Source organism: Mesorhizobium dulcispinae, assembly GCF_033977345.1.
In the GTDB taxonomy this organism is placed as follows: domain Bacteria; phylum Pseudomonadota; class Alphaproteobacteria; order Rhizobiales; family Rhizobiaceae; genus Mesorhizobium; species Mesorhizobium dulcispinae.
Genome location: NZ_JAVIIY010000025.1, coordinates 16354 through 41167 on the forward strand (window position 1 = coordinate 16354; position 24814 = coordinate 41167).

The window sequence follows — 24814 nt, forward strand, 5'->3', positions numbered from 1 at the left end:
GTCACCTCTTTTTCTATCTGACCGCGCCATATGGCGTGACAGCAACATCAAACGTTTCTGGTCTTCCGCGTATCACGGGGTCGCGGGGTTTATCGTCTCCTTGGGAAGACCAAGCTAAGGGCCTGGCATTTATTCGGCAGCCATCGCCCGTCCACGGCTCGGACGCCTTTTCCAAGGCGCCTCGAATAGGCCCCAGACCGGGTTGTTGATGGCAAGATCCACATCACGGGCGAAAACGGCAAAGCCGTCATAGCCATGATAGGGCCCCGAATAATCCCAGGAGTGCATCTGACGGAACGGTATGCCCATCTTTTGCACGGGGTATTTTTCCTTGATCCCCGAGCCTACGAGATTAGGGCGAACCCCCTCGATGAACTTCTCCAACTCATAACCGGTCACGTCGTCATAGATCAGCGTGCCGTTCTTCACGTAGTGAGCAGTGCGTTGATAATCGTCGTTGTGGCCGAACTCGTAACCTGTGCCGACGATCACCATGCCGAGGTCCTCGTAGGCTGTGATGACGTGGCGGGGGCGCAGGCCGCCGACATAGAGCATCACCGTATTGCCTTCGAGGCGCGGTCGGTATTTGGCGATTACCTCGTCGACCAAGGGGCGGTACTTGGCGATCACCTTTTCGGTCTTCTCCTCGATTTCCGGCCCAAAATGCTTGGCAATCTTGCGCAGGGAGGCTTCGATCTGGGAGGGACCGAAGAAATTGTACTCCATCCAAGCGATGCCGTACTTTTCCTCCATGTGCCGACAGATGTAGTTCATAGACCTGTAGCAATGGATGAGATTGAGCTTGGCCTTCGGCGCGCGCTCTATCTCGGCGAGCGTGGCGTCGCCCGACCAATTGCCGACCACGCGCAGGCCGATCTCCTCGAGCAGGATTCGCGAAGCCCAGGCGTCGCCGCCGATATTGTAGTCGCCGACCACGTTGACATCGTACGGGCCACCCTCGAACTCGACGTCCCTCTTCTCGAACACCCAGTCGCGGATCGCATCATTGGCAATGTGGTGGCCGAGCGATTGCGAGACGCCGCGGAAGCCCTCGCAGCGCACCGGCACGATCGTCTTTTCGATCTCCTTGGCCTTCTTGCGCGAGACCGCTTCGGTGTCGTCGCCTATGAGGCCGATCGGGCACTCGGACTGCACGGTGATGCCCTTGTTCAACGGAAAAAGTTCTTCAATCTCGTCGATGATCTGTTCCAGCTTTTTGTCGCCGCCGAAAACAATGTCTTTCTCCTGGAAATCGGAGGTGAACTGCATTGTCCCGAACGTGTCGATGCCGGTGGTGCCGACATAGTAGTTGCGGCGCTGCGACCAGGAGTATTGCCCGCAGCCGACGGGGCCGTGCGAGATATGGACCATGTCCTTGACCGGACCCCACACCACGCCTTTTGAGCCGGCATAGGCGCAGCCGCGAATGGTCATCACGCCGGGAATGGACTTGATATTCGATTTGACGTCACATTCGGAAAGGACCTCCCGTTCCTCGCCCGCCTCGTCCCCGCTCTTTGCGACGTTGAGGTGCTTTTTGCGGCGCTTCGCCGTCTTGTCGGGATATTGCGACAACACCTCCTCGATAAGCTTCGCATGGAGAGCACCGTCATTTTCGTATTCCAGGCTCATGGGACCCCTTTCAAGGTTCGTGTGACGCCTCACCGGCGAGGCGCCGTTACAAAGGCGCGCTTGGTCAAGGCCGCACCTCAAGTCGACAACGCTCGTTACAGTGCGGCCGCCTTCGCCGTTTCCTTGGCTTGGAGTTCGGCAAGCATCTGCTCGTCTGTCTTCATGATGCCGAAGTCGAGCAGCATGTCCTCGAGCTCCTCCATGGTGATTGGGGTCGGGATGGTGCCCTGGCGCGAATTGGCATGGATCTTCTCGGCCAGCGCACGGTATTCCCCGGCCTGCTTTGAGTCCGGCGCATACTCGATCACCGACATCTTCCTGAGCTCGGCGTGCTGAACGATATTGTCGCGTGGCACGAAATGGATGAGCTTGGAATTGAGCTTGGACGCCAGTGCTTCGGCGAGGTCGAGCTCGCGGTCGGTTTGGCGCTCGTTGCAGATCAGGCCGCCGAGCCGCACGCCGCCCGAATGGGCGTATTTCAAAATGCCCTTGGCGATGTTGTTGGCGGCATAGAGCGCCATCATCTCGCCGGACATGACGATGTAGATTTCCTGGGCCTTGTTCTCGCGGATCGGCATTGCAAAACCGCCGCACACCACGTCCCCGAGCACGTCGTAGGAAACATAGTCGACATCATCGTAGGCGCCGTTCTCCTCGAGGAAGTTGATCGAGGTGATGACGCCGCGGCCGGCGCAGCCTACACCCGGCTCGGGGCCGCCCGACTCCACGCACTTGATGCCTCTGTAGCCGATCTTGAGCACGTCTTCGAGTTCGAGGTCTTCCACCGAACCTTCCTTTGCAGCAAGGTGCAGCACGGTATCCTGCGCCTTCGAGTTCAGGATCAGGCGGGTGGAGTCGGCCTTGGGATCGCAGCCGACGATGAGTATCCTCTGCCCGAGATCGACAAGGGCGGCGAGCGTATTTTGGGAGGTGGTGGACTTGCCGATGCCGCCCTTGCCGTAAAAGGCGATCTGACGCAGACCTGACATGTAGCTTTCCTTCCTTCGTTCCATTCATCGCGGCTGCCCGCGACATGAATGCCGGTCGGCAGCTTTTTCGCCGCCTCGTAATGCAAGGTTCAAAACTCGTGCCAATTTTATTGACCGATCGAAGAAAGTTTTTTGTTCTTCCTTTTCAGTTATTTGACCTGAGCAAAATAAGGGAATGGCTAACCGAGCCCGTGTCGCGAACCTGACAAGACCAACGAAACCTGTCGGAGAGCGTAAATATGACAGCCATACCTCACGCCGGGACCGAAAGGCACAAACGCTGTCGTCCACTCCTCGTGAGTGGCACGCCTCCCCGGCCAATTTGCGGCATTAGGTAGCAAAAACCACCAGATCTCCTGAGCGAGCTGATCTACCCTGTCTCAAGTCGGAATATGAGACAGGGCGGGCATGAGCGTCGCGTATGAGTTGAAACTGAAACGAGCCGAATTGACCAACAGGCTCGAGGAACTGGCGAAGCTGCAGGCCGACGTCCGCGAGCAGGTCAGTTCCATCGACAAGGTCATTGCCATCTACGAACCCGGTTACAGGCCCATGCCAGCCAAGGCGCGCCGTCCGGCCGGAATCACCAAAATTTCAGATGAGGTCAAAGCCTCCATGGGAGGCGTGAACCAGCGTCAGGTCGTGCTCGAAATTCTCCGTGACTCGGCAAACCCGGTCTCGACATCCGAATGTGCCGCGAAGTTCTCGCATGCGATCGGACTGGGCGGCGAAGCGGAGATCGTCGACCGGGTATCGCGCAAGCTGTCGGCTGTCTTGACCCAGCTTACGAAGGCCGGGCGCGTGAGGCACGTCGGCAAGACTGCGAACAGGCAGTTTCTTTGGGAAATCACCGCCTAGACGCGGCGCGGAGCGCGGTCGAAACGGCTCCCGCGTCCTAGGCCGGAGCCTTCTTGCCCTCCCAGATTAGATCCGGTGGCTTGTTTCCCTGCCAGTAGCCGCAGAGGAACCGGGAGGTCGGCCGCGACAGCGCGGTTCGCAGGACGCTGAACGTCTGGCTTCGGTTGGCGTGGTACCGCGTGTCCTCGCGCCAGGCGAGCTCGGCGACGTACCAGTCGAAGTACTTGAGCGAGAAGCGGTGGTGGATGCCGACATAGGCTCGCTGCACGCGCGAGAAGAAGCTTTCGATCTGGTTGGTGTTGGTCCCGTCCTCGGCCTGGTAGGCCTTGGAGTGGTTGACCCGCTGCATCCTGTTGAGGCCGACGATGTCGTTGTAGCTGGCATGCTCGTCGGCGATCACCGTAGCCGAGCGCGAGACGTGGTCGCGCACGGCCGCCCAGGCCGCGTCGCCGTCCTCGTCGCGGATCACGCGCGTGAAAGTCCGGCCGCCGAGGCCGCGCTCCCTGATCGCCAGTGCACACAGCCGCTTCATGTTCTGGAATTTCTTCAGGCGGCGGTCGACCCGGTCTTCCGCCTTGTTCTCGGGACGGATGTGGCCGCCGGCGTACTTGCCGTCGATCTCGACCTCGCCCTCGAGCACCATGTCATCCCGGCGCCAGGCGATGGCCTCGCGCAGCTTCATGAGGAGCACCCAGGCGGTCTTGTACTGCACGCCGATCTCGCGAGAGAGCTGCAGGGCGGCCTTGCCCTTGACCGAGTTCACCGAGAACCAGATGGCCATCAGCATCTTCCTGAAGCTCAGCTTCCGTGATGCGAAGACCGTTCCGGAGGTGACGGTGAAGACCGCCTTGCAGACTCTGTCAGAGCACTTGAAGCGGCCGCGGCTCATCGCGTGGCAACGCAGCGTGCCGCACTTCGGACAGTACGGTTCTCCGTCGGTCTCGGGCCAGCGCATCTTCCTGAACCAGCCATGGGCGGTTTCCTCGCGGACCTTGGCGAGGTCCATGACGGTGAGCGTCCGGCATTCCGGCGACAGCAGGAAATGCTGCCCTTTCGGTTGTTGTCTGGACTTCGCCACGGCTCAGTCCCTCCTCGGCTTGGAAGGCGGCTGGGCCGCGTATTTCCAAGCCTCCGGACGGGACCGGGACGTGCAGCACCGCGGCAGCAGGCTGCGCGGCGATAAAGGCGACGGGGAATGGGATGGCGGTCATGTTCAGGCTCCAGGTTGCATGCGTACAGCGTCCGCGGCAGCCACTGGGCCACCGACGAAATCAAAGCTGTATGTGGGCCGTCCTGAACATGGATCGGGCTCATACCCGGAAGGCCGGCAGGAGTCGATCGTCTCTTTTGAGCGATGGTTAATTGCTTCCAATCTTGACAATTTCCTTATGTTACGTAACATACGGATAAAGGAGATGAATTATGGTTTCAGTTCCAGCCTCGGAAATTCAAAAGAACTTTGGAGAGTGGAATGACCGCGCGCTTCAAGCGCCTGTCCAGATTACAAAATACGGCAGAACGTCCACGTTCCTCGTATCAGGCCCGCTATTCAAGGCTATGTGGGCATCGTTTCGTCAAGCTCTTCCCACCTCGGAGCTGTCGGCCAGCGAGGTAGATTTGATCCTTGGATCGGAAATGGCAGCAGGCGAATCCTATAACTTGGATGACATCCCTGATTTAGAAACCGAGTTCTCAGGCCCAAAACTTTAGGCCCCTGGAATGAGAATTCCTGAAAATCCGCCTGTCGGATATGTGATCGCCTATGAATATTTGTGGCGGTCGAAAGTAGGAACACGTGAGGACGGCGAAAAAACGTATCCTTCCGCTGTTGTTCTTGCCAGAGATGACGTTGGGCCAACGCCAGTAGTCTATGTCTTGGGCATATCGCATTCCAGACCACGACCGGGAAGGCGGGCATTGGAAGTGCCTGCAAAACTGAAGCGTCATCTTGGTCTCGATGACGAGCCTTCATGGATATATACCGACGAGTTCAACGTCTTCGCGTGGCCAGGGCCAGACCTTCGGAATGCCCGATGCCTTTCGAGACTGCCGGGTGCGGAAGGAACGTGCGTCATCGGTCGGTTACCAACCGACTGGTTCAATGCGGTAAAAGAGCATCTGGCAGAGAGCCATCGCCTAGGTTTGGTCAGGACAGTTCGACGGTCCCAATGACACCGTGAAAACGATGTCTTTGGGACACTTTCAGGCGTGGCATAGGTAGCTATCTATCGAATTGGTGACCTTCCTTTTCGACATAAGAACAACTACTTACGTTTGTCTTGGTGGCATTTGCTACCTAATGCCGCCAATTTGCGCCGCCACAACTTCAATCCTGGATGACGCACCTGTCTTCTGGCAATAGTCGAGAACGCCACGGTTGCTGTCGTCGATCTGGCGGAAGTGAACCTTTAGTCAAGGTGCGCCCAGATATCTCCGTTGAACGCACCCTGATGGCGCAAGTCGAGTGATTTTGGGTCATTCGCGGATTATCGCTAACTATCGCTAACCCGCTCTACGTCACTGATTTCAAGAGAAGATATGTGTAACCCTCGCCCGCGCGAGAGAGTGGTGTCTCGATGCGCGTCGCATGGTCGGGGAGGGAATCTCGCCTGCGCAGGAGAAGCAGCGACAGAAGCTCCGCTTGAAGGAAGCCAAGAGTTTCGGTGAGTTCGGGGAGCGTTGGTTCAGGAAGCGCGTATGGCTGACAGTACACGCGCCATGCGCCGGGCGATCTTCGACCGCGACATTGTGCCGACCTGGAGAAACCGGCTCCTCAAGGAGATCTCGCCGGACCATCGCCGGGGGCTTTGCAAGAAAGTGAAGGATCGAGGAGCACCGGCAACGGCTATCCACGTCCGCGACATCGTCAAGCAGATCTTCGCGTTCGTGATCCTGCATGGCGCGACGATCCGCTTGGGCCTGCGACTCATACTGCTGACCATGGTTCGAAAAAGCGAATTGCAGGATGCGGTCTGGGATGAAGTCGATTTGCCGTGTGGAGCATTCCCAAAGAGCGCATGAAGCGCTCCAAGCCTCATAATGTTTATCTGTCGCGCCAATCCGTCGATATCATGATCGCACTCAGGACATGCGCCGGGAACTCACGCTATGTTCTTCCATCGCGCTACGATGCTGACGCGCCGATGTCTCGCGCCACGTTTACAGAACGGTGGAAGGGCTGCTTGCCGACTTCCCCTCTCCGGTGTAATAGAATGTCGGAACTTACCTGTAATTGCCGACAGTTTGATACATGACCGGATCCCTTGAAACCTCTCAGCGCGACCTTGCCGTCAGTCTGATTGAGCACCACGGGATCATGCGCCTGTCGGATCTGAAACGCCGAGGCATCAATCCGGCTACACTTGCGCGTCTGGTAGACGAGGGCATCCTCCATCGCCCCTCACGTGGGCTCTACGAACGCGCGGATGCCGACGTCGACATTTCTCATTCCCTGGCCGAGATCGCAACCCGAGTTCCGAAAGGCGTGATCTGCCTCGTATCGGCGCTCCAGTTTCATGAGATCACGCTGCAGCTTCCGCGCAGCGTCTGGATCGCAATCGGCTCCAAGGACCGCAAGCCGACGATCGACTATCCGCCGATCCGGGTTGCTCGCTTCGGCGAAAAGGCGCTCACCATTGGCGTCAAGACCTACACCATCGATTCGGTGCCTGTCCGGATCTTTGATCCGGCCAAGTCGATCGTGGACTGCTTCCGCTTCCGCAATGCCGTCGGCCTCGACGTTGCAATGGAAGCGCTCCGCATGGGCTGGCGGTCCAGAAAGGCCAGGCCCGACGACATTGCCCGATATGCGCAGGCGCTGCGCATCTGGAGTGTCGTTCGTCCTTATCTTGAAAGCACAGTTGCTGATGAAGGATAGGCCGGCCAATCTTCCAGCATCGATTCTTGCTCGGCTCCGCAACATCGCGCGGGACAAGCAGACGGACAATCAGCTCATCCTGAGAAGATACGCCATCGAGAGGCTGCTTTATCGGCTGAGCATCTCCCCGCATCGAGATCAGTTCATCCTGAAGGGCGCGATGCTCTTCACAGCGTGGCTCAACGATCCGTTTCGCCCTACGCAGGACCTCGATCTTCTTGGATTCGGCAATCCAGCCGTAACGGCGATCCGACCCGTTTTCGAAACAATTTGCCGGATCGAGGCCGAAAGAGACGGACTGGTGTACGATGCGAACGGCCTGAGCGTCGAGGTGATCCGTGAAGGCCAGCAATATGGCGGCGTCAGGGTGCAGACGACAGCGTTTCTCGGGAGGACCCGGATCCCGGTACAAGTCGACATCGGCTTTGGTGACGCTGTTACGCCGACGGCGCAGGAACTGGAGTTTCCGTCGCTTCTGTCGGCCGAGGGTCCTCGACTGAGAGCCTATCCCAGGGAAACCGTGGTTGCCGAAAAACTCCAGGCAATCGTCGTGCTTGGCCAGGCGAACAGTCGCACGAAGGATTTTTACGACCTGCTGGCGCTGTCGCGGCTGTTCGCGTTCGAAGGTGGATCGCTGGTCCAGGCAATCCAAGCGACATTTGAACGCCGTGACACGCTACTGCCAACGGAGACTCCGCTTGGACTCAGTACCGCTTTGCCGAGCACAGCGAGAAGGCAAGGCAATGGACGGCGTTCGTCGGAAGGGAACCGCTTCTCTTGCAGCCACCGAATCTCCCAGCCGCGATCGTCGCGATTGGCGAGTTCGTTTTTCCGCCGCTCCAGGCTGCAGCCTTAGGCGACGGTTTCGAGCGTCATTGGCCGGCCGGCGGCCCTTGGACATAAAGCTCGGACTTGCTTTGCTCCACGGGCGGATCAGGGCTCTCGAAATCGTTACGGATCGATCGGCTGCCGCGGCAGCGCACCAGCTTGGGGCGCGGCGGTGTCGACCTGTCGACATAGCACTTCTAAGTGTATTTTTCGCTAGGCCGATGCTTTTATTGCGTTGCGGGATGACATTTGTGCGTTGCAATATCTGACGCGGCAGCTACTATGAGGGTGTCGGCCATCAACTCTCTCGCTACGATGCCGATCTTGAATGCGGCACACCCCTCTAGTGCCGTTTTCGAATCGGGCCCGTTGCCACCTCCTCCCGGCAGCGGGCCTTTTCTCTCCAAGGGTCTGCCCGCATTGCGGCCTTCTCGGCTGCTACGCGCTCCGCAGGCGCGCTTTCAAGTGCTCTGGCTGCCGCCGCGAGTTCTTACCGACGTGCCGAAAAGAGCGCAGAGTTCATTGACATGAACGAACTTATTTCGGCCCTTTTCCATTCGGCTACGCGCGGACGAAGCTGCGCTTCGGGTTCAGCATAAGTATCGTCTCCGTTCCACCACTTCTCCCTTCTCGCGGCCCAGCCCTGCCCTTGGTAGAGCTTCCGACATTTTCGTCCACCTTCTGACACAAGAAGGTCAGTCGAGTCGTCACGTGGAAACGCCTTGTATGTTTCCCGAGCATTAGCTGCCTGAGATGTTACAAGTGTAGCCCGATGAGATCGCCGTCTTAGGCGGAAGCCTTTCCTCCATGGCGCCCCCGAAAGCAGGTCCCTCTACTCAAGGTAAAAGTCGCTTCCATCCCTGCTGCAAGTCAGATGGCACGGCATTTGCGACAGCTCATTAGAACCATCGAACCACAAACAAAGCGACGAGCGAATCATTGGTGACTCCGTACAAGCGCTTGAGGCGACGGTGACTATCGCGGATAAACATCGGGAGGTCGACCCCTCCAGGCGTCAGTGCTCGCTAGCTTTTCTGCGCAGGTGTGGTCGGAGGCCGACATCCAACTGCGCGGCATGCGCCCAATTGCTGCTTGCCGGTCCTCATCAGCATGTGAATGCCGAAGCACTGCATCGAAGGGTCACTCCAACCGACGTCGGCGCGCCACTGGCAACCATCTACAATAGGCAGAACCACTTTCGTGAAGCGAGACTCTTGGGCGACCTCAACGTTGCGGCGCCACACGGCTATTTCGAGATTGACACTGTCGATCACCACCACTTTCTCCTCGACGACAAGCAGCCAGTCATCCACATCCCTTCCGGCGCCACTTGCCGCAAAAGGGTTGCTCGATCCCGCCCAAATCACTCATATTGGCCAGGCCATTCGGATGATGAAGAGGGTGGGCCCAAGGCCTTCCCGTACCACCGGGTGGAAGAGCGATTTGGAAGCCGCGAAGGCCTTCATCTCATGTCCGGCATGCCTGCCGAGTCGACGTTGCGTCGGCCCAAACCGAGAAGCCATGCCAGGTTTCTTCTAAAAGGAGCTACTTGATGACCATCACGAAGAAGGTCCCCTTCGTTACTTTTCGCACGCGTGTTCGCGATGAGTCCGTCGAGGGGCCAAATCCATACCGCTGGCAAGACAAGACATCCGACGACTATTTCGATGGCAAGCGCGTCATCCTGTTCTCGCTGCCTGGCGCCTTCACCCCGACCTGCTCGACCTACCAACTGCCCAATTTCGAAAAGCTCTATGACGAGTTCAGGAAGGAAGGAATTGACGCAATCTACTGCATCTCCGTCAACGATGCCTTCGTCATGAATGCGTGGGGCAAGTCCTTGGGGCTGCAGAAGGTCGAGCTTATCCCGGACGGCTCAGGCGAGTTCACGCGCAAAATGGGTATGCTGGTTGCGAAGGACAATCTCGGCTTCGGAATGCGCTCCTGGCGCTACGCCGCCCTGATCAACGACGGTGCGGTGGAGCAATGGTTCGAGGAAGAAGGATTCTCCGACAACTGCGAGACCGATCCCTATGCCGTCTCATCCCCGCAGAACGTTCTTGAAACACTGCAGGCCGCCGCATGATTAAGTGAGCGTCTGGCAATCCCATTAACGCACGGCCAAGAGCCTCCTCGATCGGAGTTTCGCGTTCAACATGCTGTCCTCGGCAAGGCTGCTTCAACGCCAGAAGCAATCTATGGTGGCATCGCCTCAGCTCATTGAGTCGATTCGCCTGTTGCAACTGGCTCGCGCCGAACTGCATCAATTTGTGGAGCAGGAACTCGAGAAAAATCCGCTTTTGGAGCCAGCTTCAAACGACGGTGAGGCTCTTGGCGACGTGCCGATTTCGGCAGACCAGTCCACCGGCGCACGCGAAAAAGACACGGATAGGCCGACGAGCGCGGCGGCCGCCGAGCGACTGGGGGAATGGAAATCGCTGCGCAACACGACGAATACCCCTGCGGATAGTCGCCCTGCCCTGGACGAGTTTGCCGCCTGCACCGAAACCTTGCACGACCGCGTCGCTGGTCAGATCGCGCTCACTGCATTCACACCACAGGAGCGGCTGATTGCCGGCGAGCTCGCAGCCCATCTGGAAGATACGGGCTATCTTCGGGTGGACCTCGTGGAACTGGCCGGCAAACTGAACGCCCGCGAGACCGATGTGGAACGGGTTCTCGCAACCTTGCAGCAGTTTGATCCACCTGGAATTTTTGCTCGTACTCTCAGCGAATGTCTCGAGATCCAGTTGCGTCAGCGAGACCGGTTCGACCCGGCGATGGCCGCGTTGGTTTCGAACCTTGAGATGGTTGCCAGACGCGATTTTCAGGCGCTGAAGCAGCACTGCTGCGTCGATGAAGAAGACCTTCTCGAGATGTTGCATGAAATCCGTGCGCTCGATCCCAAGCCTGGCAACCGATTCCAATCCGGAGCGCCCGAATCCATCATACCCGACGTCTGGGTCACGCCCTCACCCGGAGGTGGATGGCAGATCGAACTTGATCCGGACGCATTGCCCAAAGTTTTGATCAACCAAACCTATTTCGCAGAAGTTTCGCGACACACCGTCCAGAATTCGAAAGATCAAGCGTATCTGAACGAATGTCTGCAAAACGCGAATTGGTTAATCCGCAGCCTGGATCAGCGGGCCAAGACGATTCTTAAGGTTGCGACTGAAATCGTGCGCCAACAGGATGCCTTTTTCCAACATGGCGTGGCCCATCTGCGGCCTCTCAATCTCAGGACTGTCGCTGAGGCGATTAACGTGCATGAATCGACGGTGAGCCGGGTGACCTCGAACAAGTATATGCTTACCCCACGCGGGGTGTTCGAACTGAAGTATTTTTTCACCGTCGCGATTGCCTCCTGCCAAGGCGGCGACGCGCACTCCGCCGAAGCTGTCCGCCATCGGATAAAAGCGATAATTGCTCAAGAATCGCCCGGTGACGTGCTTTCCGACGACGAGATCGCCGTCCGGCTGAAGGAAACCGGTATCAATGTTGCGCGCCGCACCGTCACAAAATATCGCGAGGCGATGAACATCCCCTCCTCCGTGGGACGGCGCCGGGAAAAGCGGCTATGGCTCATTGGCGATCAAAGTTGAAGCAGGCGTCTGGCCCCTTCTCGGCGTCTATTAGCCGCCCTCGCAGGATTATGCGGTCACGGCGCCGGCCGAGGTGTCGTCGCGACGCTCGGCGGCAAGGTTGGATAGGTTACCTTCGGCTGGTCCCCGGTGAGCGCCTGTAGGAAAGCGGTGATCTTGTCGACTTCCTCAGGGCTCAGCTGCGTACCAAGCTGGGTCGTGCCCATCACCGCCACGGCTTGCTCTAGATCCCATGCATGGCCGCTGTGAAAATAGGGGGCGGTGAGTGCGACGTTCCTCAAGGTAGGGACCTTGAAGACATAGTCGTCATCCACCTTCCGTGTCACCTCGACGCGTCCCTTGTCGTCAGGCGGCAGGAAGTCCCAGCCGGGCTTTTCGACCACCCCAAAAGGAGCGTACATGCTCCCACCGAGGTTGATGCCGTTGTGGCAAGACGAGCATCCTTTGTCGGTGAAAAGCCTGAGCCCCTCCTTCTGTTCAGTGGTGAGTGCGTTTTCGTTACCTTCGAGATACCTGTCGAAGGGTGCGTTAGGCGTGATCAGCGTCGCCTCGAACACGGCGATGGCTCTCGCGATGTTGTCATATCTGAGGGGATCGACTTCATCAGGGAAGGCTTTGCCGAACGCCTCAACGTACCCAGGAATGCCCTTGAGCTCTTCGACGGCGTGCCCGGGAGTGGTCCCCATCTCCGTCGGGTTGGAGATCGGGCCGCCGGCCTGCTCCGTCAGATCCGCTGCCCGTCCGTCCCAAAACTGAGCGATGTTGAACACAGCGTTGAATACAGTTGGCGCATTGCGGCCGCCGCGCTGCCAGTTATGGCCAATAGAGGTGGAACGGCCATCGCCGCCAGCACGGCCGATTTGATGGCAGGTGTTGCAGCTGATGTTGTGAGCTTGCGAGAGCCGCGGTTCGAAATAGAGCATCTTGCCCAACTCGAGCTTCTCTAAGGTCGCCGGATTGCCGTCCAGGTCTGCAGCACGCTTGGGAATGGGGCGAAACAGCGATCTCGCAACATCCAGCAGGTTGTCCTGCCCCATGGCTGTGGAGGCAAGCAGGCAGCCTGTGAGTGCAGCACATAGAAACGCCAATCCCGCCGCCAAGCGGAAGAAGGAGACAATAAATGTCTTCACGAAGCCCATCGACGTAAGTACCCACTATTGCTTTGATGAAGCTTTCTAGGGATTCAAGCGAACTACCGCAGCGCCCGGACCGCGTCTTCGCAACTAGAGTTGGAAGTCATTCCTGAATTGCATGAATGCCCAAGACGGGGACTCTCCGGGCGAAGCCCTCGCGCCCCTTAAGGCGAATCTGAGGCTGACCAAAGATTGAGTCTCTTCCGGTCGTATCATCCTTTTTCTCCATTTGGGTTTTGCGAGCGGACCCGTCGCGTTTCTTGCCCGCGGCGATCACATCGAATGGAAAACAACAAGGATCATGCCATTTCAGGCCAACCGAGATTTTTCTCAAACTTGCAGCGGTTACGCTCGAAGAGCCTGTCTCGGTCGAGCTACAGTTGTCGCCAATCCGACAAAATCGACAGCGGAAAAGTCGGGAGTTTGTGCGGCGACCGGCGCTCCTAATCACGGCGGGCGCGGGTGTCTATTCATCAGCCGCGTCGAACTCTAAGTCTGCCGCCTGGGGCTGCGGAGTTATCTGTACACTCGGTTATGACGTCGATGGCGGCGAGGACCGGAGCCGCTGCCGCAATACCGCCTCGGCTTCGTCTTGAAAGCCCTCCCCGGCAATTTTATCTGGACTTCGCCTGCGAAATCGAAGCGGTCTTCAAGGCCGCGCAGACCTTCCAAGGAACCCCTGCGAGAGAGTTCGCGTCTCAGTCGAGCCTAGCGATCTGGCCGCGCAGCTCAAGCAGCCAGGCAGCCGCTGTGACGCGATCGGCCGCGATTGCACAGGACCAGCCGGCGATCACTTAGCCGTAGCAGGACTTGCTACGAAAGGATTGCCGGCGTCCTTGTCGCCTCCGAGTTTGCTTCGGCTGTGCGCAGGGCTATGTCGGATTTGAAGGCCTTACAGGTTTGGCCGGTCAATTCCACCGTATGGCGCATCGACCTGGGGGAGGCATTGCGCCCACTACCTAGATTTGCGTGCCGCCGACTTCCTTTCGGGATTGCTGACAGCCTTGTGGCCGAGACCGCTCGACTTCGCCAGCGCCGACCGTTGGGCCGCATAGTTCGGCGCCACCATGGGGTAGTCGGACTTCAATCCCCATTTCTCGCGATATTCGTTGGGCGTCAGGCCGTAGTGGACGTTGAGATGACGCTTAAGCGATTTGAATTTCTTGCCGTCCTCTAGGCAAATGATGTAGTCGGGAAACACCGACCGCTTCGGATTAACCGCAGGCGCTTGGGCTGGCTTCTCTGGCTCGACCGCCTGCCCAAGATTCGACAATGACGAATTCACGCTTGCGATAAGCTCTGGCAGTGACGCGGGGGGAACGGCGTTTTTGCTGACATAGGCAGATACAATATCTGCCGTAAGTTCAATCAACAGGCCTCGGCTATTTGCGGTGTCCTCGTGCATTCAATTACTCCTATTCTGTGACAACACGGGGAACTCTTTTACCGGCTTTGTCGGGGAAGGCCAGCATGATCTGCTTATGTCGGCGTTAGTCCACCACTTCTGGCTATCGCAGCAGAAGATTCATTGAAGGCTTGAATGATCCGATAAAACTGCATTTGCAGCAGCCGACCAGTTTGGCAATTCCTGCTGGGCCGAGGCCGTCGGCAAGCAGTACCATGATAATCCCTGTCAAGCCGCTGTTTGCCACCTTATAGGTGCTGTTACGTTGTTCGATTTCCGTCGCGGCTGCGTTCCGTGATGAACCGCAGCCTCAATTTGAACGACCATGCCAAGGACGGTGAGCACGATGTGAACCATATCGGCCCTCGTCAAAAATGAGGATCGAGCACCGCGACAAACGCGCCTTTCTGATGTGCTTATGCGCAGTGAATGGCTCACCATTGCGCGTTCAACAAAAGGGCTGGGCCGTCGTCAAGGAACTGCACGAATGCTTTGCACCTCCAAACCTTTCTTGCCCTGCGCGCACTCGATAAAAACCTTTTGTCCCTCCACGAGCTCGCTCACTCCACAGCGGGCCAACGTTGAGGCGTGGACGAATACGTCCTTTCCGCCGGCTTCAGGAGCAATGAAGCCAAAGCCTTTCTCGGCGTTATACCATTTGACGGTGCCGGCGCTTTCCGGCGCGGATGTCGAAGTGTTGGCCGTCTCCCGTGCAATCTCCAGGACTTGCGCGACCTGATGGCCTTTTCGCGTCTCCTCCAAGGTGACCTTGAGCCGCACTCCCTCTGGGACACTGCTCCTTCCAACCGCTTCCAATGCCCGAATATGCAGGTAGGCATCCCTTCCGTCCGAGATTCTGACGAAGCCAAAACCTTTGCTTGCGTTGAACCACTTGACCTCTGCTTCTACCGGCTTTGCCGTCGCAGGTGACGTTTGATGAAAGAAGCTTGGGACGAGGTCCTCTTCTGGAAAAGGAAACGGGCCGTCGTCATCTCGACGCCGACGGGGCTTGCGGTAATCCTTGTATCTGCTCATGTCATCTCAGGGGAAGGAAATGGTGCTGGCCACCAAAAAGGTTGGCACGGATGGGCGGTCGCTTGAGTCTTCGGTCGCACGTGTCAGCTCTTCAAAAGCGCCATCCATCTTTGATCAGCGACAAGCTAGAATTGTCAGCCGGGCAGCAGGGCGCGGTTCAATCAACCAGGCTCTGCAGAGGCTCTCACTTGCTTTGGGCCTCGCTTTCTAACCACTGGATATCCTTCTTTGCAATATCGTCGCGAATGCGTCGCCACGGCACTTCTGTTCCGGGACCGATCCGCCATGGTTGAGACGCGTTCCGCTCGACTATTGGGAGTTGCCGCTCTTCGCCCGACCGCATCATTGCTACAGTCCTCCGTCACCCGGTCAACCCCTGTTGCCGGCCGGGCGCGTCATTGACCGCTCACCAGATCAGGGCGGTGCGCACATCCCCTCCTCCCGTGTGACGCCGGGAAAATCGCCTACGGCTCGATGGCGATCAAGATTGGCCGCCTCATACTGGTGACGAAGACGGATCTTAGTCCAACGCGATCCCGTTCTTGATCCTTGCGAGGCTGCATTTGCCTTCCTCCGAGCCGGTTGCGGCCAAAACGACGAGTCCATCACCGAATGACTATGGGCGTTTCTTCGCGTCTCCAAAGGACTTGTTGAAACTCGGTCAGTCACGGCGTTTTTCTCCGTGTGACGGCAACGGGACCCGCGGCGTGATCCCTATGCGACGAGCCGAGACCTCAGGCGAACCCTTCAAGAGCCTGGGCCGCAAAGCCGGCATTCCGAAGGAGACTCCCGACCGCTGGCAAAACAACTCGAAGCCGTCAGCACGAAACACGACGACCGCTGGAACGAATGGCAGAGAATCGTGGTGACAGCGGTGGGAAATTCCTCGTCCTCGACTCGTCGGGAATTCTTTGCCGTTGCGCGCGCCAAACGGCGCGCGACCCGCGAAATCACCTTAAACACCTGCCAGCGGGGACTTCCAGGCAGCGATTGAATGCCCCCTTCAATTCGCTAACGAGCTGCTCGACAAAAGCTCCCCAAGCAAGGTTATCGATCTCGCCCTGATCGAGCGTAGGCATTTTTCGGGATGCCCGCGCCCCCTAGCTCGTCTATGGACTTCGGTATCGAGAAACATACGTCTCGTGGGGAGGGCCAACCGGCCGCGGATCATGTGTTCTCGACATCAACGCATGCCTAAGAAACGATGGTAATGCCGGCGCGCATGCCGAAAGCTCGGATCTCGAGCAACAGGTCCGCGTCGGCGCCGACCTCGATGCTGTCGTGAACCTCGAAATCTCCCTCGCTGACACGATCCTCGAATAGTATTACGCATCGGTCCGGGTCGCACTGTCGAGATGTCCAAAGCAGGCCGTCAACGTCCGCTCTGGCGCTGTGAATCGCTTGAGCCCAAAGAACAGTCTGACGGTAGGTCGATTTCGGCGTCTCGATGAGATCGCCGCGGCTTATGCCCCACACCTTGAGATCCGGCGCGAACAGGCCGGCCAGGAGCAGATCGCGCTTCGGTGCAATGCGGCTTACGCTGCGCGATTCGATGACGTCGAGGCGGACTGTCTTGAAGACGGCAGTAGGCTCGATGTCGTGAAAGATCGACTCGAAAGCCGCTGCCTCCCGCGATGTCGCCGCGTAGAGCGTCGGTACGCATGCGCCTGCGGAGTCTGGAAAAGGAGCGAACGCGTCGGCTGACCCATGCATGGGTTGAACTGCGCCGGCCGGAAGCTGGAGCCGTGCGTGCGATGGAGGACAATGCCTTTCGTGACCTTTTGGGTGTTAATGCTCGGAAAGGAAGAAGGCGGCGGGCGTACGCTTGAAACGCTCACCCAACCACCTCTTGGCCCTCTCGTTCAGCGGCTGCGATGATTGACTGCGGACTGTCGAGCATATCGGCGGGTGCCTTGTCGGCCAGCCAGCCATTCGTCGACATGAACCAGAAGGCACGTTGCCACGCAGACAGCCGGGGAGGGAGTGCCCCGAGCGCCTTCTTGATCGTCGGGTGCGGCCGTCCCTCGCGGAACTGGAAAGCCGGGAAATACTCTTTGCCTCGGTGCTGGACCGAGAAGATGTTGCCAGCCTTTTTCCAGCGCGCTGCGGTCGCATAGGGGTTCTTGGTCTTCAGCCCCGCCTGCGCTCCGATCTCGGCGCTCGTGAGCTGAGGAACCTCCGAGACGAATCGATCACGGAGCTCGAGGTTGTCCGAGGCCAATGCTCCGCGCGCGTCGGCGAGCTCATCGGGCAGGAGGACCTCCGCGAGCTTGCTGATCGCCGACTCGAGGCGTGTTTCGTCAAGCGTGGCACTCACGCGGACGACTATTTCAAGGAAGGAGCGCACCGCGCTTCGGCGTCCTTGGTCTAGGTCGGGCTTGAGTTGAAGGACGACGGAGTGCCCCAGGGCGATGTCGGCGGCCGCGGCAGCGAGGTCCACGAATCCTGTCGAGGTCGCAGTTGCTGGCGCCGCCAACGCGGGCGCTGTTTCTTGAAGCGCGCGACGGATCGCCCCGACAAGAAGCTCGCGATCGTCGGAGACGGTGCGGCTAGGGCGCTCCTGCGCCCTAGCGCCGCCCGACGTGCGCCGTCCGCCGATCGGCGCATGCGGTCGATCGACCATGAGGAAAGATGAGAAGAGAGCGTCGGACAAGACATCACGTGAGATTGCGTATGAGCACACTCATATCACGTATGTCTCCGTTGTGCGGTATCCAGCTCTTTATCCTTGCAATCTTAAAACGCGCCTTTTAATTTGCATGGATGATAGACCGCCGTGTGCTACCTCAAGTTCGTCAGGCGCTTGCCCGTCAAGCTGCTGTGGCCCTCATCGGCCCACGCCAGGTCGGCAAGACAACGCTCGCCTTGCAGATTGGTGAAGACCTGGATGCACTCTATCTCGATCTGGAGTCCCGCGAGGACAGGAACAAGTTGTCGGATCCAGCACTGTTCCTGCGCGCCTACGAGGACCGTCTGGTCATCCTGGACGAGATCCATCGAATGCCAGAGTTGTTCCAGGAGCTTCGAGGGTTGATCGACGCCGGACGCCGGCGCGGACGCCGCACCGGTCGTTTCCTGCTTCTGGGATCAGCCTCGATGGATCTGCTGCGTCAATCGGGCGAAAGCCTGGCCGGCCGCATCGAATATGTCGAGATGACACCGCTGGACGCGCTCGAGATCGCTTCTGAAAAGCTGTCGGTTGAAAGTCTCTGGCTGCGTGGCGGGTTCCCGGACAGTTTTCTTGCACATTCGGAAGCCAACAGCTTCGCGTATCGACGCAATTTCATCCGCACTTATCTCGAGCGCGACGTGCCGCAATTCGGCCCGCGGATTCCGGCGCAAACCCTCGAACGGCTGTGGACCATGCTTGCCCACAATCAGGCGGGCCTGCTGAATGCGTCACGCCTGGCGGCCAACCTTTCGGTCAGCGCGCCGACCATTTCGTCCTATGTTGATCTGCTTGTGGACCTGCTGTTGATCCGTCGGCTGCCGCCGTTGCACGCCAATACGGGCAAACGCCTCGTCAAAACACCGAAAGTGTACGTCCGCGACAGCGGGCTCGTACATGCCCTGCTTGGCATAGAGACGGCCGACAGCCTCGCCGGCCACCCGGTCGTCGGCGCGAGTTGGGAGGGCTTCGTTCTGGAGAATCTTGTATCGGTGGCGCCCGAAGGGACCCTCGCAAGCTTCTTCCGCACCGCGGCCGGAGCCGAGATCGATCTTGTCCTCCAGCTTCCAGCCAATCGCGGCGTCTGGGCAATCGAAATAAAACGCAGCCTGTCTCCTTCGCTGGGAAAGGGTCTGCATATGGCCTTGGAAGATGTTCAGCCCGACCGCACTTTCGTCGTGTACGCCGGAACCGAGTCCTATCCGATGGCCCCGAAAATAGAAGCTGTCGGGCTCACACAACTGGCATCGCTGCTAGGCGAACAGTCATAGTCGTATATCAGCAAGGCCTCAGACGAACCGGCTGAAAGGTCGAACAGGCCGGCCGAGCGGCCATTCTGGGTCAAGGACCTGATCGACCGCACGCTCTCCGTTCCGAGCTCATTGCCAATGGCGGCATCGGCGATCCAGCCCGGGACATCATCACCAGCCCTTTTTCTTCATGCTGTCGCGCAGCGCGTCGCTGATATCCAGCGAGCTGCCCCACGGCACCCGCCGCGCTCCTGCGCTGCTGAGGATTCCTCCGCACCTTTTCCGGCAGCAGCCTTCTCCAGCGCCCCGACTCTGGCGTTGAGCAACGCGGTGACCATGGGCCACACAGAGAATTTCTGCGCCCGCGCTTTTTCCGTGAGATCCCGCAGATAGCCGCCACAACTGCGGATGCGTTCGGCCCGTTGCAGGATCGCAGCCAGGGTAATCGACGCATTCTGTGAACCCATGACCTCCGCCGCCTCCTGCCAGGCGCCTGGGCTGACCCCAATAGTCGGCCGCGCCCTGTCCGCAACGGCTGCAAGTCCCGCCAAGTCCGGATTTGCGCCCCCTTCGTGTAATTTGCGATGGGCAGGCGCCCAGCACCAACGGCACGTCCCGTTGTGGCAGGCTGCGCACGTTGTCGTCATGCTCGGCGTCGCGGCCGGCTCCTTGTGGAGACAGGCCGTCCTTAGGTCTGTGATTCTATGGGGTGCTAATGTCTCTAAGAGACTAGATGTGACCCGATAGTGCTAGGAACAGGTCATGCGCCCGTTCGTTTGGTTAGTCAAATATGATCCCCCCTGCTTCCGAAACAAGAAGATCTCGACCCGAGTCGAATCGACCATCGCTCACCGCGATCATGCGATGAAGGTCCCCTCCTCCCGTGTAACGTCGCCGGGAAAAGTGCCTACGGCTCGATGGCGATCAAGGTTGGCTGCCTCATAACACTGACGAAAGCGGCTCTTAATCCAATGCAAATCCATTTTTGATTCGTGCAAGGCGATTTTCGCCTTCCTCCGGACCGAAGCAGCCTGCGAAATCGTTGCATTCCCGGCAACTGGGCGCGGCGCATAGCGAAAACCCTTCGGCCTCACAGAGCTTGCGGTAAAAGTACTTCTTCCATTTCATGTTTTGGGTGTTGCCGGCCGCCAGCGTCGGAAAATGCATGGCAAGCAGGCGGCTGAGCTCGGTGCGATTGAAAAGGCCAAGGTCCTGCCAGAGATGGTCATTGCGCATGGCGCGCCGGGCGATGATCTTGGCAAACCGGGCGCTTGCCGGGTCGCCCGGCAGGGCATGGGCCAGGAGCAGCTCGCGCAAAAGTTCTTCCTCCGGGTCCGGCTCGGGCTCGCCCATCTCTTCCAGGGCGAAGGCCTTGAAGGGGAAAGTGGGGAAGCTGCTGGCCAGGACATCGCGCAGCTCGGCGCGCGAAAGACCGGTTGCCTCCGTCGCCGTCGCCTCGCCGGCCTCGACTTCCTCGAGTGCACACGAAAGCACGCAGGCAAGCACATGCTGATCAAACTCCAGCTTGAACCGCGGCGATTGGCCGGCGCAGAGGCAGCCACAGTGGTGGGCGATGTTTTGTCCCATCAACCGCCCTGATGAGCGAGCGACTTGTTCACCGCCGGGATGATCTTGTCTCCCCAGAGCTCGATCTGGCGCAGCATCGTCTTTTGGTCGAAATCCCCCAACTGGGTCTGAATTGCGATCTGGTTGGGTTTTAAGATATCGATCTCTTCCAACAGGCGATCGACCACTCGATTCACGCTGCCGATCGGCAGGTTCCGGCGCATCGTCGCGAATGACAAATCTTGCTGCGTTGGCGTTTCTTTTAGCAGATAGCCGTCCAGGCTCTGCTGGCGACGCTGATGCAGTGCTTCAGACAGCCGGCGCTGGAAGCGGGCGTTGTCGAGATAGCTATTGATCTCTGCCTCGTCGTCGCTGGCATAGCAGCAACGTAGCAAAGATATCTTGGCGTCCGTGACATTCTTGCCTTCGGCAGCCGCGGCCTTCTCGATGGCTTCGCGCAGGACGCGCAAAGTTTCTAATCCGTTATGGAATGCCGTCACAAAAAGATTGTGTCCCTCACGATAGGCCCGGCCCAGGCGGGCCGTCCCGGCGGCGATCCAGATCGGCGGGGTCGGCTTCTGGACGGTGCGCACCGAAATCGCCGTGGGGGGTATGTTCTCATACTGACCGTCGTGCTCGAAGATGTTTTGGTTGAGGCCCTTTTGAAGGATGTCCAAGTATTCCGAAAAGACCGCCGGCGCCTCATCGATATTGACGCCGAAGCGCTCGAACTCGAATTGCTGGTATCCCGAGCCGACGCCAAGCTCGAGGCGGCCATTCGCAACAATGTCGGCGAAGCCGATCTCGGAAAGCAGGCGCTGCGGTTGATAGAGCGGCAGCACGCACACGGCAGTGCCAAGGCGAATGGTACTCGTGACGCCGGCGCAGTGCGCCACCATCATCAAGGGCGAGGGAATGAGGCTATAATTGTTGAAGTGATGCTCCGCGAACCACGCGGTATCGAAGCCGGCCTGCTCCGAAACGACGGCCTGTTCGATGGAGTTGCGGATAACGCTCTCGCACGATTGGTGATATCCGCGCTGGGCGGCCAGGATAAAGGTTGCGAATTCCATGGTGTTTCCCTGTTTACAGAACGGAGCTAGCCATCGGGAGATGTTCTGGGTGCGCGCGAGGCGCCTTGGCCGCGGCCTCGATCTCGCCCTTGGCGGCGGCGTGGTCAGGCCGCAAGCCGTTCGGCGGTTGCAGGCGCACCGAGCGGTTGCAATGGCTTCGACAGCGATGAGGCGGACGTTTCGCCTCGCCGAGGATGAGGTCTTCGGTCAAGCAGTGCGGGCGGGGCGCCCAACCGGACCATGAACCCTTGGACGAACTCGGCCTCGATGAGCCGCGGCCTGTCGGCTGGCGAATAGTCGACACTCAGCAGGCGGCCTCCGCAAAATACTCGTTATCGAGTTCGCAGGCGTTTCCCGCATCACCGAACGAGGTCCAGCCGCCGTCCACGTACAGGATGGAGCCGTTGACGTATGAGGCGGCGGACGAAGCCAGGAAGAACGCTGCGTCAGCCACGTCTTTCGGCTGTCCCAGCTTGCCCATCGGGATGCGTCGTGCGATCGTTTTCATGTCGATGCGGCCGACCTTCGCCAACTGAGCAACGCCAGGCGTGCAAATGAATCCAGGAGCGACGGTGGCCGTCCGTATGCCGACCGGCCCGAGTTCGGCCGCCAGGCATCGGGTCAGAATGTCCAGCCCCGCCTGGGAGGCACCGTAGGCATGGCGCGGCGCGAACGGCAGAAAGCTGTTGATCGATCCGATGTTGAGGATCACGCCGCCAGCGCGCATCGTCTTGATCGCTTCGCGAGCGCAGGTGAAGGCCCCGGTAAGATTGACATCCAAGACGTGTTGGATGTGTTCCGGTATTTGTTCGATTCCCAACGACAAAATGTCGGCGGCAGCAGCACCGTTGACGAGCACATCGATGCGCCCGAAGCTCGCCCGCATCTCTTCGAATAGCGCAACCACCTCGCTCTCGACGGCCACATCCACGCATTTGGCCGGGTTCTTGCCGCGGAGCCACGCAGCGAGTTCTGCCGCTGCAGCGCCATCTCTATCAGCAATCACAACGGTATCGCCGTTTGCTGCAAAGCGGCGAACCACGGCCGCGCCGATGCCGTTCGCGCCGCCGGTGACGAGCACGATACGCGCGTCGGTGCGTTCGGCCGGACAGCACAGTTCGGCTTGGGGTATCCCATCCACCTGCGGGTGTGCATCCCCCGGCTGGTTGAATGACATCCAGCCTCCGTCGACCGCCAGCACTGAACCGGTGATGTAGCGCGCCTGCGAGCTGGTCAGAAAACGCACGGCGAGAGCGATCTCGTCCGGATGCGCCAAACGCCCCAGCGGCACGCGGCGGCGCACGGCCGCTAGGTCCACTTTGCCCGCGCGTTCCAGTTCTGCCACCATCGGCGTGCGCACGTAGCCGGGCGCTACCGCCGTCACGCGAATGCCGCGAGAAGCCCACTCACATGCAAGCGACTTCGTCAACGAGATCAGGCCCGCCTTCGAGGCCGCGTAGGCGTTGCGTTTGGGATTGCCTACGACGCCCGCCATCGAAGCGACGTTGACGATCGCACCGCCCCGCCTCATGCGCCTCGCCGCTTCGCGGGCCATGACGAACGGTCCAATCAAGTTTACTGCCAGGGCGAGGCGGAAGGCGTCGACACCAGTGTCGACGCTCGCAGCCATGGTGGGTCCCATCGCGGCGTTGTTGATGAGGACGCTGATCTGGGCGAACTGTGCTTCGACCCGACCGTAAAGCGCGAGCACATCCTCCTCCCGCGAGACGTCGCACTCAAGGCCAAGATGCGGGTGGCCGAGACCACGGGCCAGTTCAACGACGCCACTGCCAGGAAGGTCTACCGCAACGACAGTGTCTCCATCCCTGGCAAGAACTTCGACCAGCGCACGGCCGATCCCACCCGCGGCGCCCGTAATGATGACGATGCGTCCTGTCTGCATGTTGAGGACTTCCTTCGGCGATTTCATCCAATCAATTTTGAGCGGCAAAAGATGCGTCGCGCTAAAGCAGCGCGTCCTGGCGATGGCCAGTTGCGGACCCGGAAAGACGACGCAGCGATCCGGCAGCGATCCAACTTCCGATTTGGTAGCCGAGGCTGCTGAGGGACCGGCCAAGGACAGGAGCTTGCCGTGATGATCGGCGCTGCCAAGGACCCGTACATTTGGGCACAACCAGTGTCGTCGGCGGGCTCGTGGGACAGAGCCGATCGCTCACGCCGTCGCGGGCAGAAAGGCAATCCAATTTGGCGCACCTTCACCGGGCTGTCTTTCGCCGGGATCGCTGTAGCATCGCAAAGTTGTCATGGCCTTGATTCTCCTCGGCCGATGCGGCTGTGTCGTTCGAAGCCTCCGAAGAGTCATGGCGAGAAGGAATGCGACGCTTTCCGAGCTTGTAGACCGGATCGTCCGGATGCGGTGCTCCGATCGGCCGGCGCGGGCCGAACCGTTCTGCCTCAACGATCGCTGGTGGGATCTGCTCCTCTATCCAATCGTAGACAACTGTCCGTTCGGCAATCCGCCACTCCCCTTCCCTCTTGTGAAACAGATCGCAGTAACGGCCGCACAGGAGCATCTGGCGTACGTCTCCGTCTTTGTCCGGTGCGCGTTGCAGCGCGGTGAAATAGCTCTCGACCGCAGCCTCTGCCGAGCTGATGAACTCGATCAGGATGTTGGTGATCTGGTGGATGTTACGGGGTCCGGTCTTGAAGACACCGAGTGCAAACTCGATGAACCCCTCTGCAGGGCCGCAATAGGCGCCGTGATTGTCATGCGCATCGGGCCAGTATGCGCTGCGTAGCGCCGCTTCATCGGCGCGGTCGATCCCGCGGCAGTACCGATAGAGGCAGTCCCGGATCGCCTCACGGTCGATTAGTTGGGCAATTTTCGTCTGTTCCATCGGCTCTGCCACAAATTCTGCGATCGGAAGAGGTGTT

21 protein-coding genes and 1 pseudogene are annotated in these 24814 nt (G+C 59.2%); 9 read left to right on the forward strand and 13 right to left on the reverse strand.

Features of this window, described 5'->3' with window-relative positions; all coding sequences use genetic code 11:
• Positions 1 to 129: 129 nt before the first annotated feature.
• Together nifD and nifH are read right to left on the reverse strand one after the other, a co-directional pair.
• A complete protein-coding gene (nifD, locus tag RFN30_RS29820; protein WP_320265602.1) occupies positions 130 to 1632 on the reverse strand; it encodes a nitrogenase molybdenum-iron protein alpha chain in 1503 nt (500 codons plus the stop codon).
• A gap of 95 nt (positions 1633 to 1727) precedes the next feature.
• Entirely contained in the window at positions 1728 to 2621 is an 894-nt protein-coding gene (gene nifH, locus RFN30_RS29825) for a nitrogenase iron protein (RefSeq protein ID WP_320265603.1), read from the reverse strand.
• A 408-nt stretch (positions 2622 to 3029) separates the two neighbouring features.
• Between nifH and RFN30_RS29830 the strand changes: the two genes are divergently transcribed.
• Complete coding sequence (locus RFN30_RS29830) at positions 3030 to 3479, forward strand: hypothetical protein (protein WP_320265604.1); 450 nt, start codon at positions 3030 to 3032, stop codon at positions 3477 to 3479.
• A 37-nt stretch (positions 3480 to 3516) separates the two neighbouring features.
• Here the strand turns inward: RFN30_RS29830 and RFN30_RS29835 are convergent, their stop codons facing one another.
• Positions 3517 to 4557, reverse strand: a complete 1041-nt coding sequence (locus RFN30_RS29835) for an IS1595 family transposase (RefSeq protein ID WP_320265605.1) — start codon at positions 4555 to 4557, stop codon at positions 3517 to 3519.
• 344 nt (positions 4558 to 4901) lie between these two features.
• Here RFN30_RS29835 and RFN30_RS29840 point away from each other — a divergent pair, with 344 nt between their 5' ends.
• The 7 genes and pseudogenes from RFN30_RS29840 to rpoN all read left to right on the forward strand — a co-directional run bounded on the left by RFN30_RS29840 (position 4902) and on the right by rpoN (position 11789).
• On the forward strand, positions 4902 to 5189 hold the full coding sequence (locus tag RFN30_RS29840) for a hypothetical protein (protein WP_292667687.1): 288 nt from the start codon (positions 4902 to 4904) through the stop codon (positions 5187 to 5189).
• 832 nt (positions 5190 to 6021) lie between these two features.
• Positions 6022 to 6640: pseudogene (locus RFN30_RS29845) on the forward strand (tyrosine-type recombinase/integrase); the annotation flags it as partial.
• Between the two features lie 89 nt (positions 6641 to 6729).
• Positions 6730 to 7356 carry a type IV toxin-antitoxin system AbiEi family antitoxin domain-containing protein gene (locus RFN30_RS29850; protein ID WP_320215364.1) on the forward strand — a complete coding sequence of 209 codons (627 nt, stop codon included), beginning with the start codon at positions 6730 to 6732 and terminating at the stop codon, positions 7354 to 7356.
• Complete coding sequence (locus tag RFN30_RS29855; RefSeq protein ID WP_320265618.1) at positions 7346 to 8212, forward strand: nucleotidyl transferase AbiEii/AbiGii toxin family protein; 867 nt, start codon at positions 7346 to 7348, stop codon at positions 8210 to 8212. The genes RFN30_RS29850 and RFN30_RS29855 overlap by 11 nt, the downstream gene beginning before the upstream one ends.
• Positions 8213 to 9296: 1084 nt before the next feature.
• Positions 9297 to 9737 (forward strand): transcriptional repressor, encoded by a 441-nt coding sequence (locus tag RFN30_RS32475; protein ID WP_430699095.1) that lies wholly within the window; start codon positions 9297 to 9299, stop codon positions 9735 to 9737.
• The gene (locus RFN30_RS29865) at positions 9737 to 10270 is read left to right on the forward strand and encodes a peroxiredoxin (RefSeq protein ID WP_320215367.1); all 534 of its coding nucleotides are present in this window, start codon (positions 9737 to 9739) and stop codon (positions 10268 to 10270) included. Before RFN30_RS32475 ends, RFN30_RS29865 begins: the two co-directional genes overlap by 1 nt.
• A 70-nt stretch (positions 10271 to 10340) precedes the next feature.
• On the forward strand, positions 10341 to 11789 hold the full coding sequence (rpoN, locus tag RFN30_RS29870) for an RNA polymerase factor sigma-54 (RefSeq protein WP_320265607.1): 1449 nt from the start codon (positions 10341 to 10343) through the stop codon (positions 11787 to 11789).
• 56 nt (positions 11790 to 11845) lie between these two features.
• Here rpoN and RFN30_RS29875 read toward each other — a convergent pair whose 3' ends face one another.
• The 5 genes from RFN30_RS29875 to RFN30_RS29895 form a co-directional block, all read right to left on the reverse strand.
• Positions 11846 to 12928, reverse strand: a complete 1083-nt coding sequence (locus RFN30_RS29875) for a cytochrome-c peroxidase (RefSeq protein WP_320265608.1) — start codon at positions 12926 to 12928, stop codon at positions 11846 to 11848.
• A 949-nt stretch (positions 12929 to 13877) separates the two neighbouring features.
• Positions 13878 to 14327, reverse strand: coding sequence for a Ros/MucR family transcriptional regulator (locus tag RFN30_RS29880; protein ID WP_320265609.1), 450 nt, complete (start codon positions 14325 to 14327; stop codon positions 13878 to 13880).
• A gap of 471 nt (positions 14328 to 14798) precedes the next feature.
• On the reverse strand, positions 14799 to 15362 hold the full coding sequence (locus RFN30_RS29885; RefSeq protein WP_320215371.1) for a cold-shock protein: 564 nt from the start codon (positions 15360 to 15362) through the stop codon (positions 14799 to 14801).
• Positions 15363 to 16556: 1194 nt separating this feature from the next.
• Positions 16557 to 17075 carry an RES family NAD+ phosphorylase gene (locus tag RFN30_RS29890; protein WP_320265610.1) on the reverse strand — a complete coding sequence of 173 codons (519 nt, stop codon included), beginning with the start codon at positions 17073 to 17075 and terminating at the stop codon, positions 16557 to 16559.
• 121 nt (positions 17076 to 17196) lie between these two features.
• Positions 17197 to 18015 carry a hypothetical protein gene (locus tag RFN30_RS29895; protein WP_320253330.1) on the reverse strand — a complete coding sequence of 273 codons (819 nt, stop codon included), beginning with the start codon at positions 18013 to 18015 and terminating at the stop codon, positions 17197 to 17199.
• A gap of 125 nt (positions 18016 to 18140) precedes the next feature.
• Here RFN30_RS29895 and RFN30_RS29900 point away from each other — a divergent pair, with 125 nt between their 5' ends.
• Positions 18141 to 19301: an ATP-binding protein gene (locus tag RFN30_RS29900; protein WP_320265611.1), complete on the forward strand. Its 1161-nt coding sequence runs from the start codon at positions 18141 to 18143 to the stop codon at positions 19299 to 19301.
• A 167-nt stretch (positions 19302 to 19468) separates the two neighbouring features.
• Here the strand turns inward: RFN30_RS29900 and repC are convergent, their stop codons facing one another.
• The 5 genes from repC to RFN30_RS29925 form a co-directional block, all read right to left on the reverse strand.
• The gene (gene repC, locus RFN30_RS29905) at positions 19469 to 19927 is read right to left on the reverse strand and encodes a replication initiation protein RepC (RefSeq protein ID WP_320215375.1); all 459 of its coding nucleotides are present in this window, start codon (positions 19925 to 19927) and stop codon (positions 19469 to 19471) included.
• A 316-nt stretch (positions 19928 to 20243) separates the two neighbouring features.
• Complete coding sequence (locus tag RFN30_RS29910) at positions 20244 to 20867, reverse strand: nitrogen fixation protein NifQ (RefSeq protein WP_320265612.1); 624 nt, start codon at positions 20865 to 20867, stop codon at positions 20244 to 20246.
• Entirely contained in the window at positions 20867 to 21919 is a 1053-nt protein-coding gene (locus tag RFN30_RS29915; protein WP_320223329.1) for an LLM class flavin-dependent oxidoreductase, read from the reverse strand. The genes RFN30_RS29910 and RFN30_RS29915 overlap by 1 nt, the downstream gene beginning before the upstream one ends.
• A 304-nt stretch (positions 21920 to 22223) precedes the next feature.
• On the reverse strand, positions 22224 to 23822 hold the full coding sequence (locus RFN30_RS29920; RefSeq protein ID WP_320265619.1) for an SDR family oxidoreductase: 1599 nt from the start codon (positions 23820 to 23822) through the stop codon (positions 22224 to 22226).
• Positions 23823 to 24135: 313 nt separating this feature from the next.
• Positions 24136 to 24777: a nuclear transport factor 2 family protein gene (locus tag RFN30_RS29925; protein ID WP_320265620.1), complete on the reverse strand. Its 642-nt coding sequence runs from the start codon at positions 24775 to 24777 to the stop codon at positions 24136 to 24138.
• Positions 24778 to 24814 lie beyond the last annotated feature (37 nt).

Bases quoted from the DNA above. Each gene is read 5' to 3' on its own strand.
- RFN30_RS29865 (WP_320215367.1), top strand. From the start codon at position 9,737: ATGACCATCACGAAGAAGGTCCCCTTCGTTACTTTTCGCACGCGTGTT.
- RFN30_RS29880 (WP_320265609.1), bottom strand. From the start codon at position 14,327: ATGCACGAGGACACCGCAAATAGCCGAGGCCTGTTGATTGAACTTACG.
- rpoN (WP_320265607.1), top strand. From the start codon at position 10,341: ATGCTGTCCTCGGCAAGGCTGCTTCAACGCCAGAAGCAATCTATGGTG.
- nifH (WP_320265603.1), bottom strand. From the start codon at position 2,621: ATGTCAGGTCTGCGTCAGATCGCCTTTTACGGCAAGGGCGGCATCGGC.
- RFN30_RS29925 (WP_320265620.1), bottom strand. From the start codon at position 24,777: ATGGAACAGACGAAAATTGCCCAACTAATCGACCGTGAGGCGATCCGG.
- RFN30_RS29910 (WP_320265612.1), bottom strand. From the start codon at position 20,867: ATGGGACAAAACATCGCCCACCACTGTGGCTGCCTCTGCGCCGGCCAA.
- RFN30_RS29855 (WP_320265618.1), top strand. From the start codon at position 7,346: ATGAAGGATAGGCCGGCCAATCTTCCAGCATCGATTCTTGCTCGGCTC.
- RFN30_RS29850 (WP_320215364.1), top strand. From the start codon at position 6,730: ATGACCGGATCCCTTGAAACCTCTCAGCGCGACCTTGCCGTCAGTCTG.
- RFN30_RS29885 (WP_320215371.1), bottom strand. From the start codon at position 15,362: ATGAGCAGATACAAGGATTACCGCAAGCCCCGTCGGCGTCGAGATGAC.
- RFN30_RS29875 (WP_320265608.1), bottom strand. From the start codon at position 12,928: ATGGGCTTCGTGAAGACATTTATTGTCTCCTTCTTCCGCTTGGCGGCG.
- nifD (WP_320265602.1), bottom strand. From the start codon at position 1,632: ATGAGCCTGGAATACGAAAATGACGGTGCTCTCCATGCGAAGCTTATC.
- RFN30_RS29830 (WP_320265604.1), top strand. From the start codon at position 3,030: ATGAGCGTCGCGTATGAGTTGAAACTGAAACGAGCCGAATTGACCAAC.
- RFN30_RS29920 (WP_320265619.1), bottom strand. From the start codon at position 23,822: ATGCAGACAGGACGCATCGTCATCATTACGGGCGCCGCGGGTGGGATC.
- RFN30_RS29840 (WP_292667687.1), top strand. From the start codon at position 4,902: ATGGTTTCAGTTCCAGCCTCGGAAATTCAAAAGAACTTTGGAGAGTGG.
- repC (WP_320215375.1), bottom strand. From the start codon at position 19,927: ATGACGACAACGTGCGCAGCCTGCCACAACGGGACGTGCCGTTGGTGC.
- RFN30_RS29890 (WP_320265610.1), bottom strand. From the start codon at position 17,075: ATGCATGGGTCAGCCGACGCGTTCGCTCCTTTTCCAGACTCCGCAGGC.
- RFN30_RS29915 (WP_320223329.1), bottom strand. From the start codon at position 21,919: ATGGAATTCGCAACCTTTATCCTGGCCGCCCAGCGCGGATATCACCAA.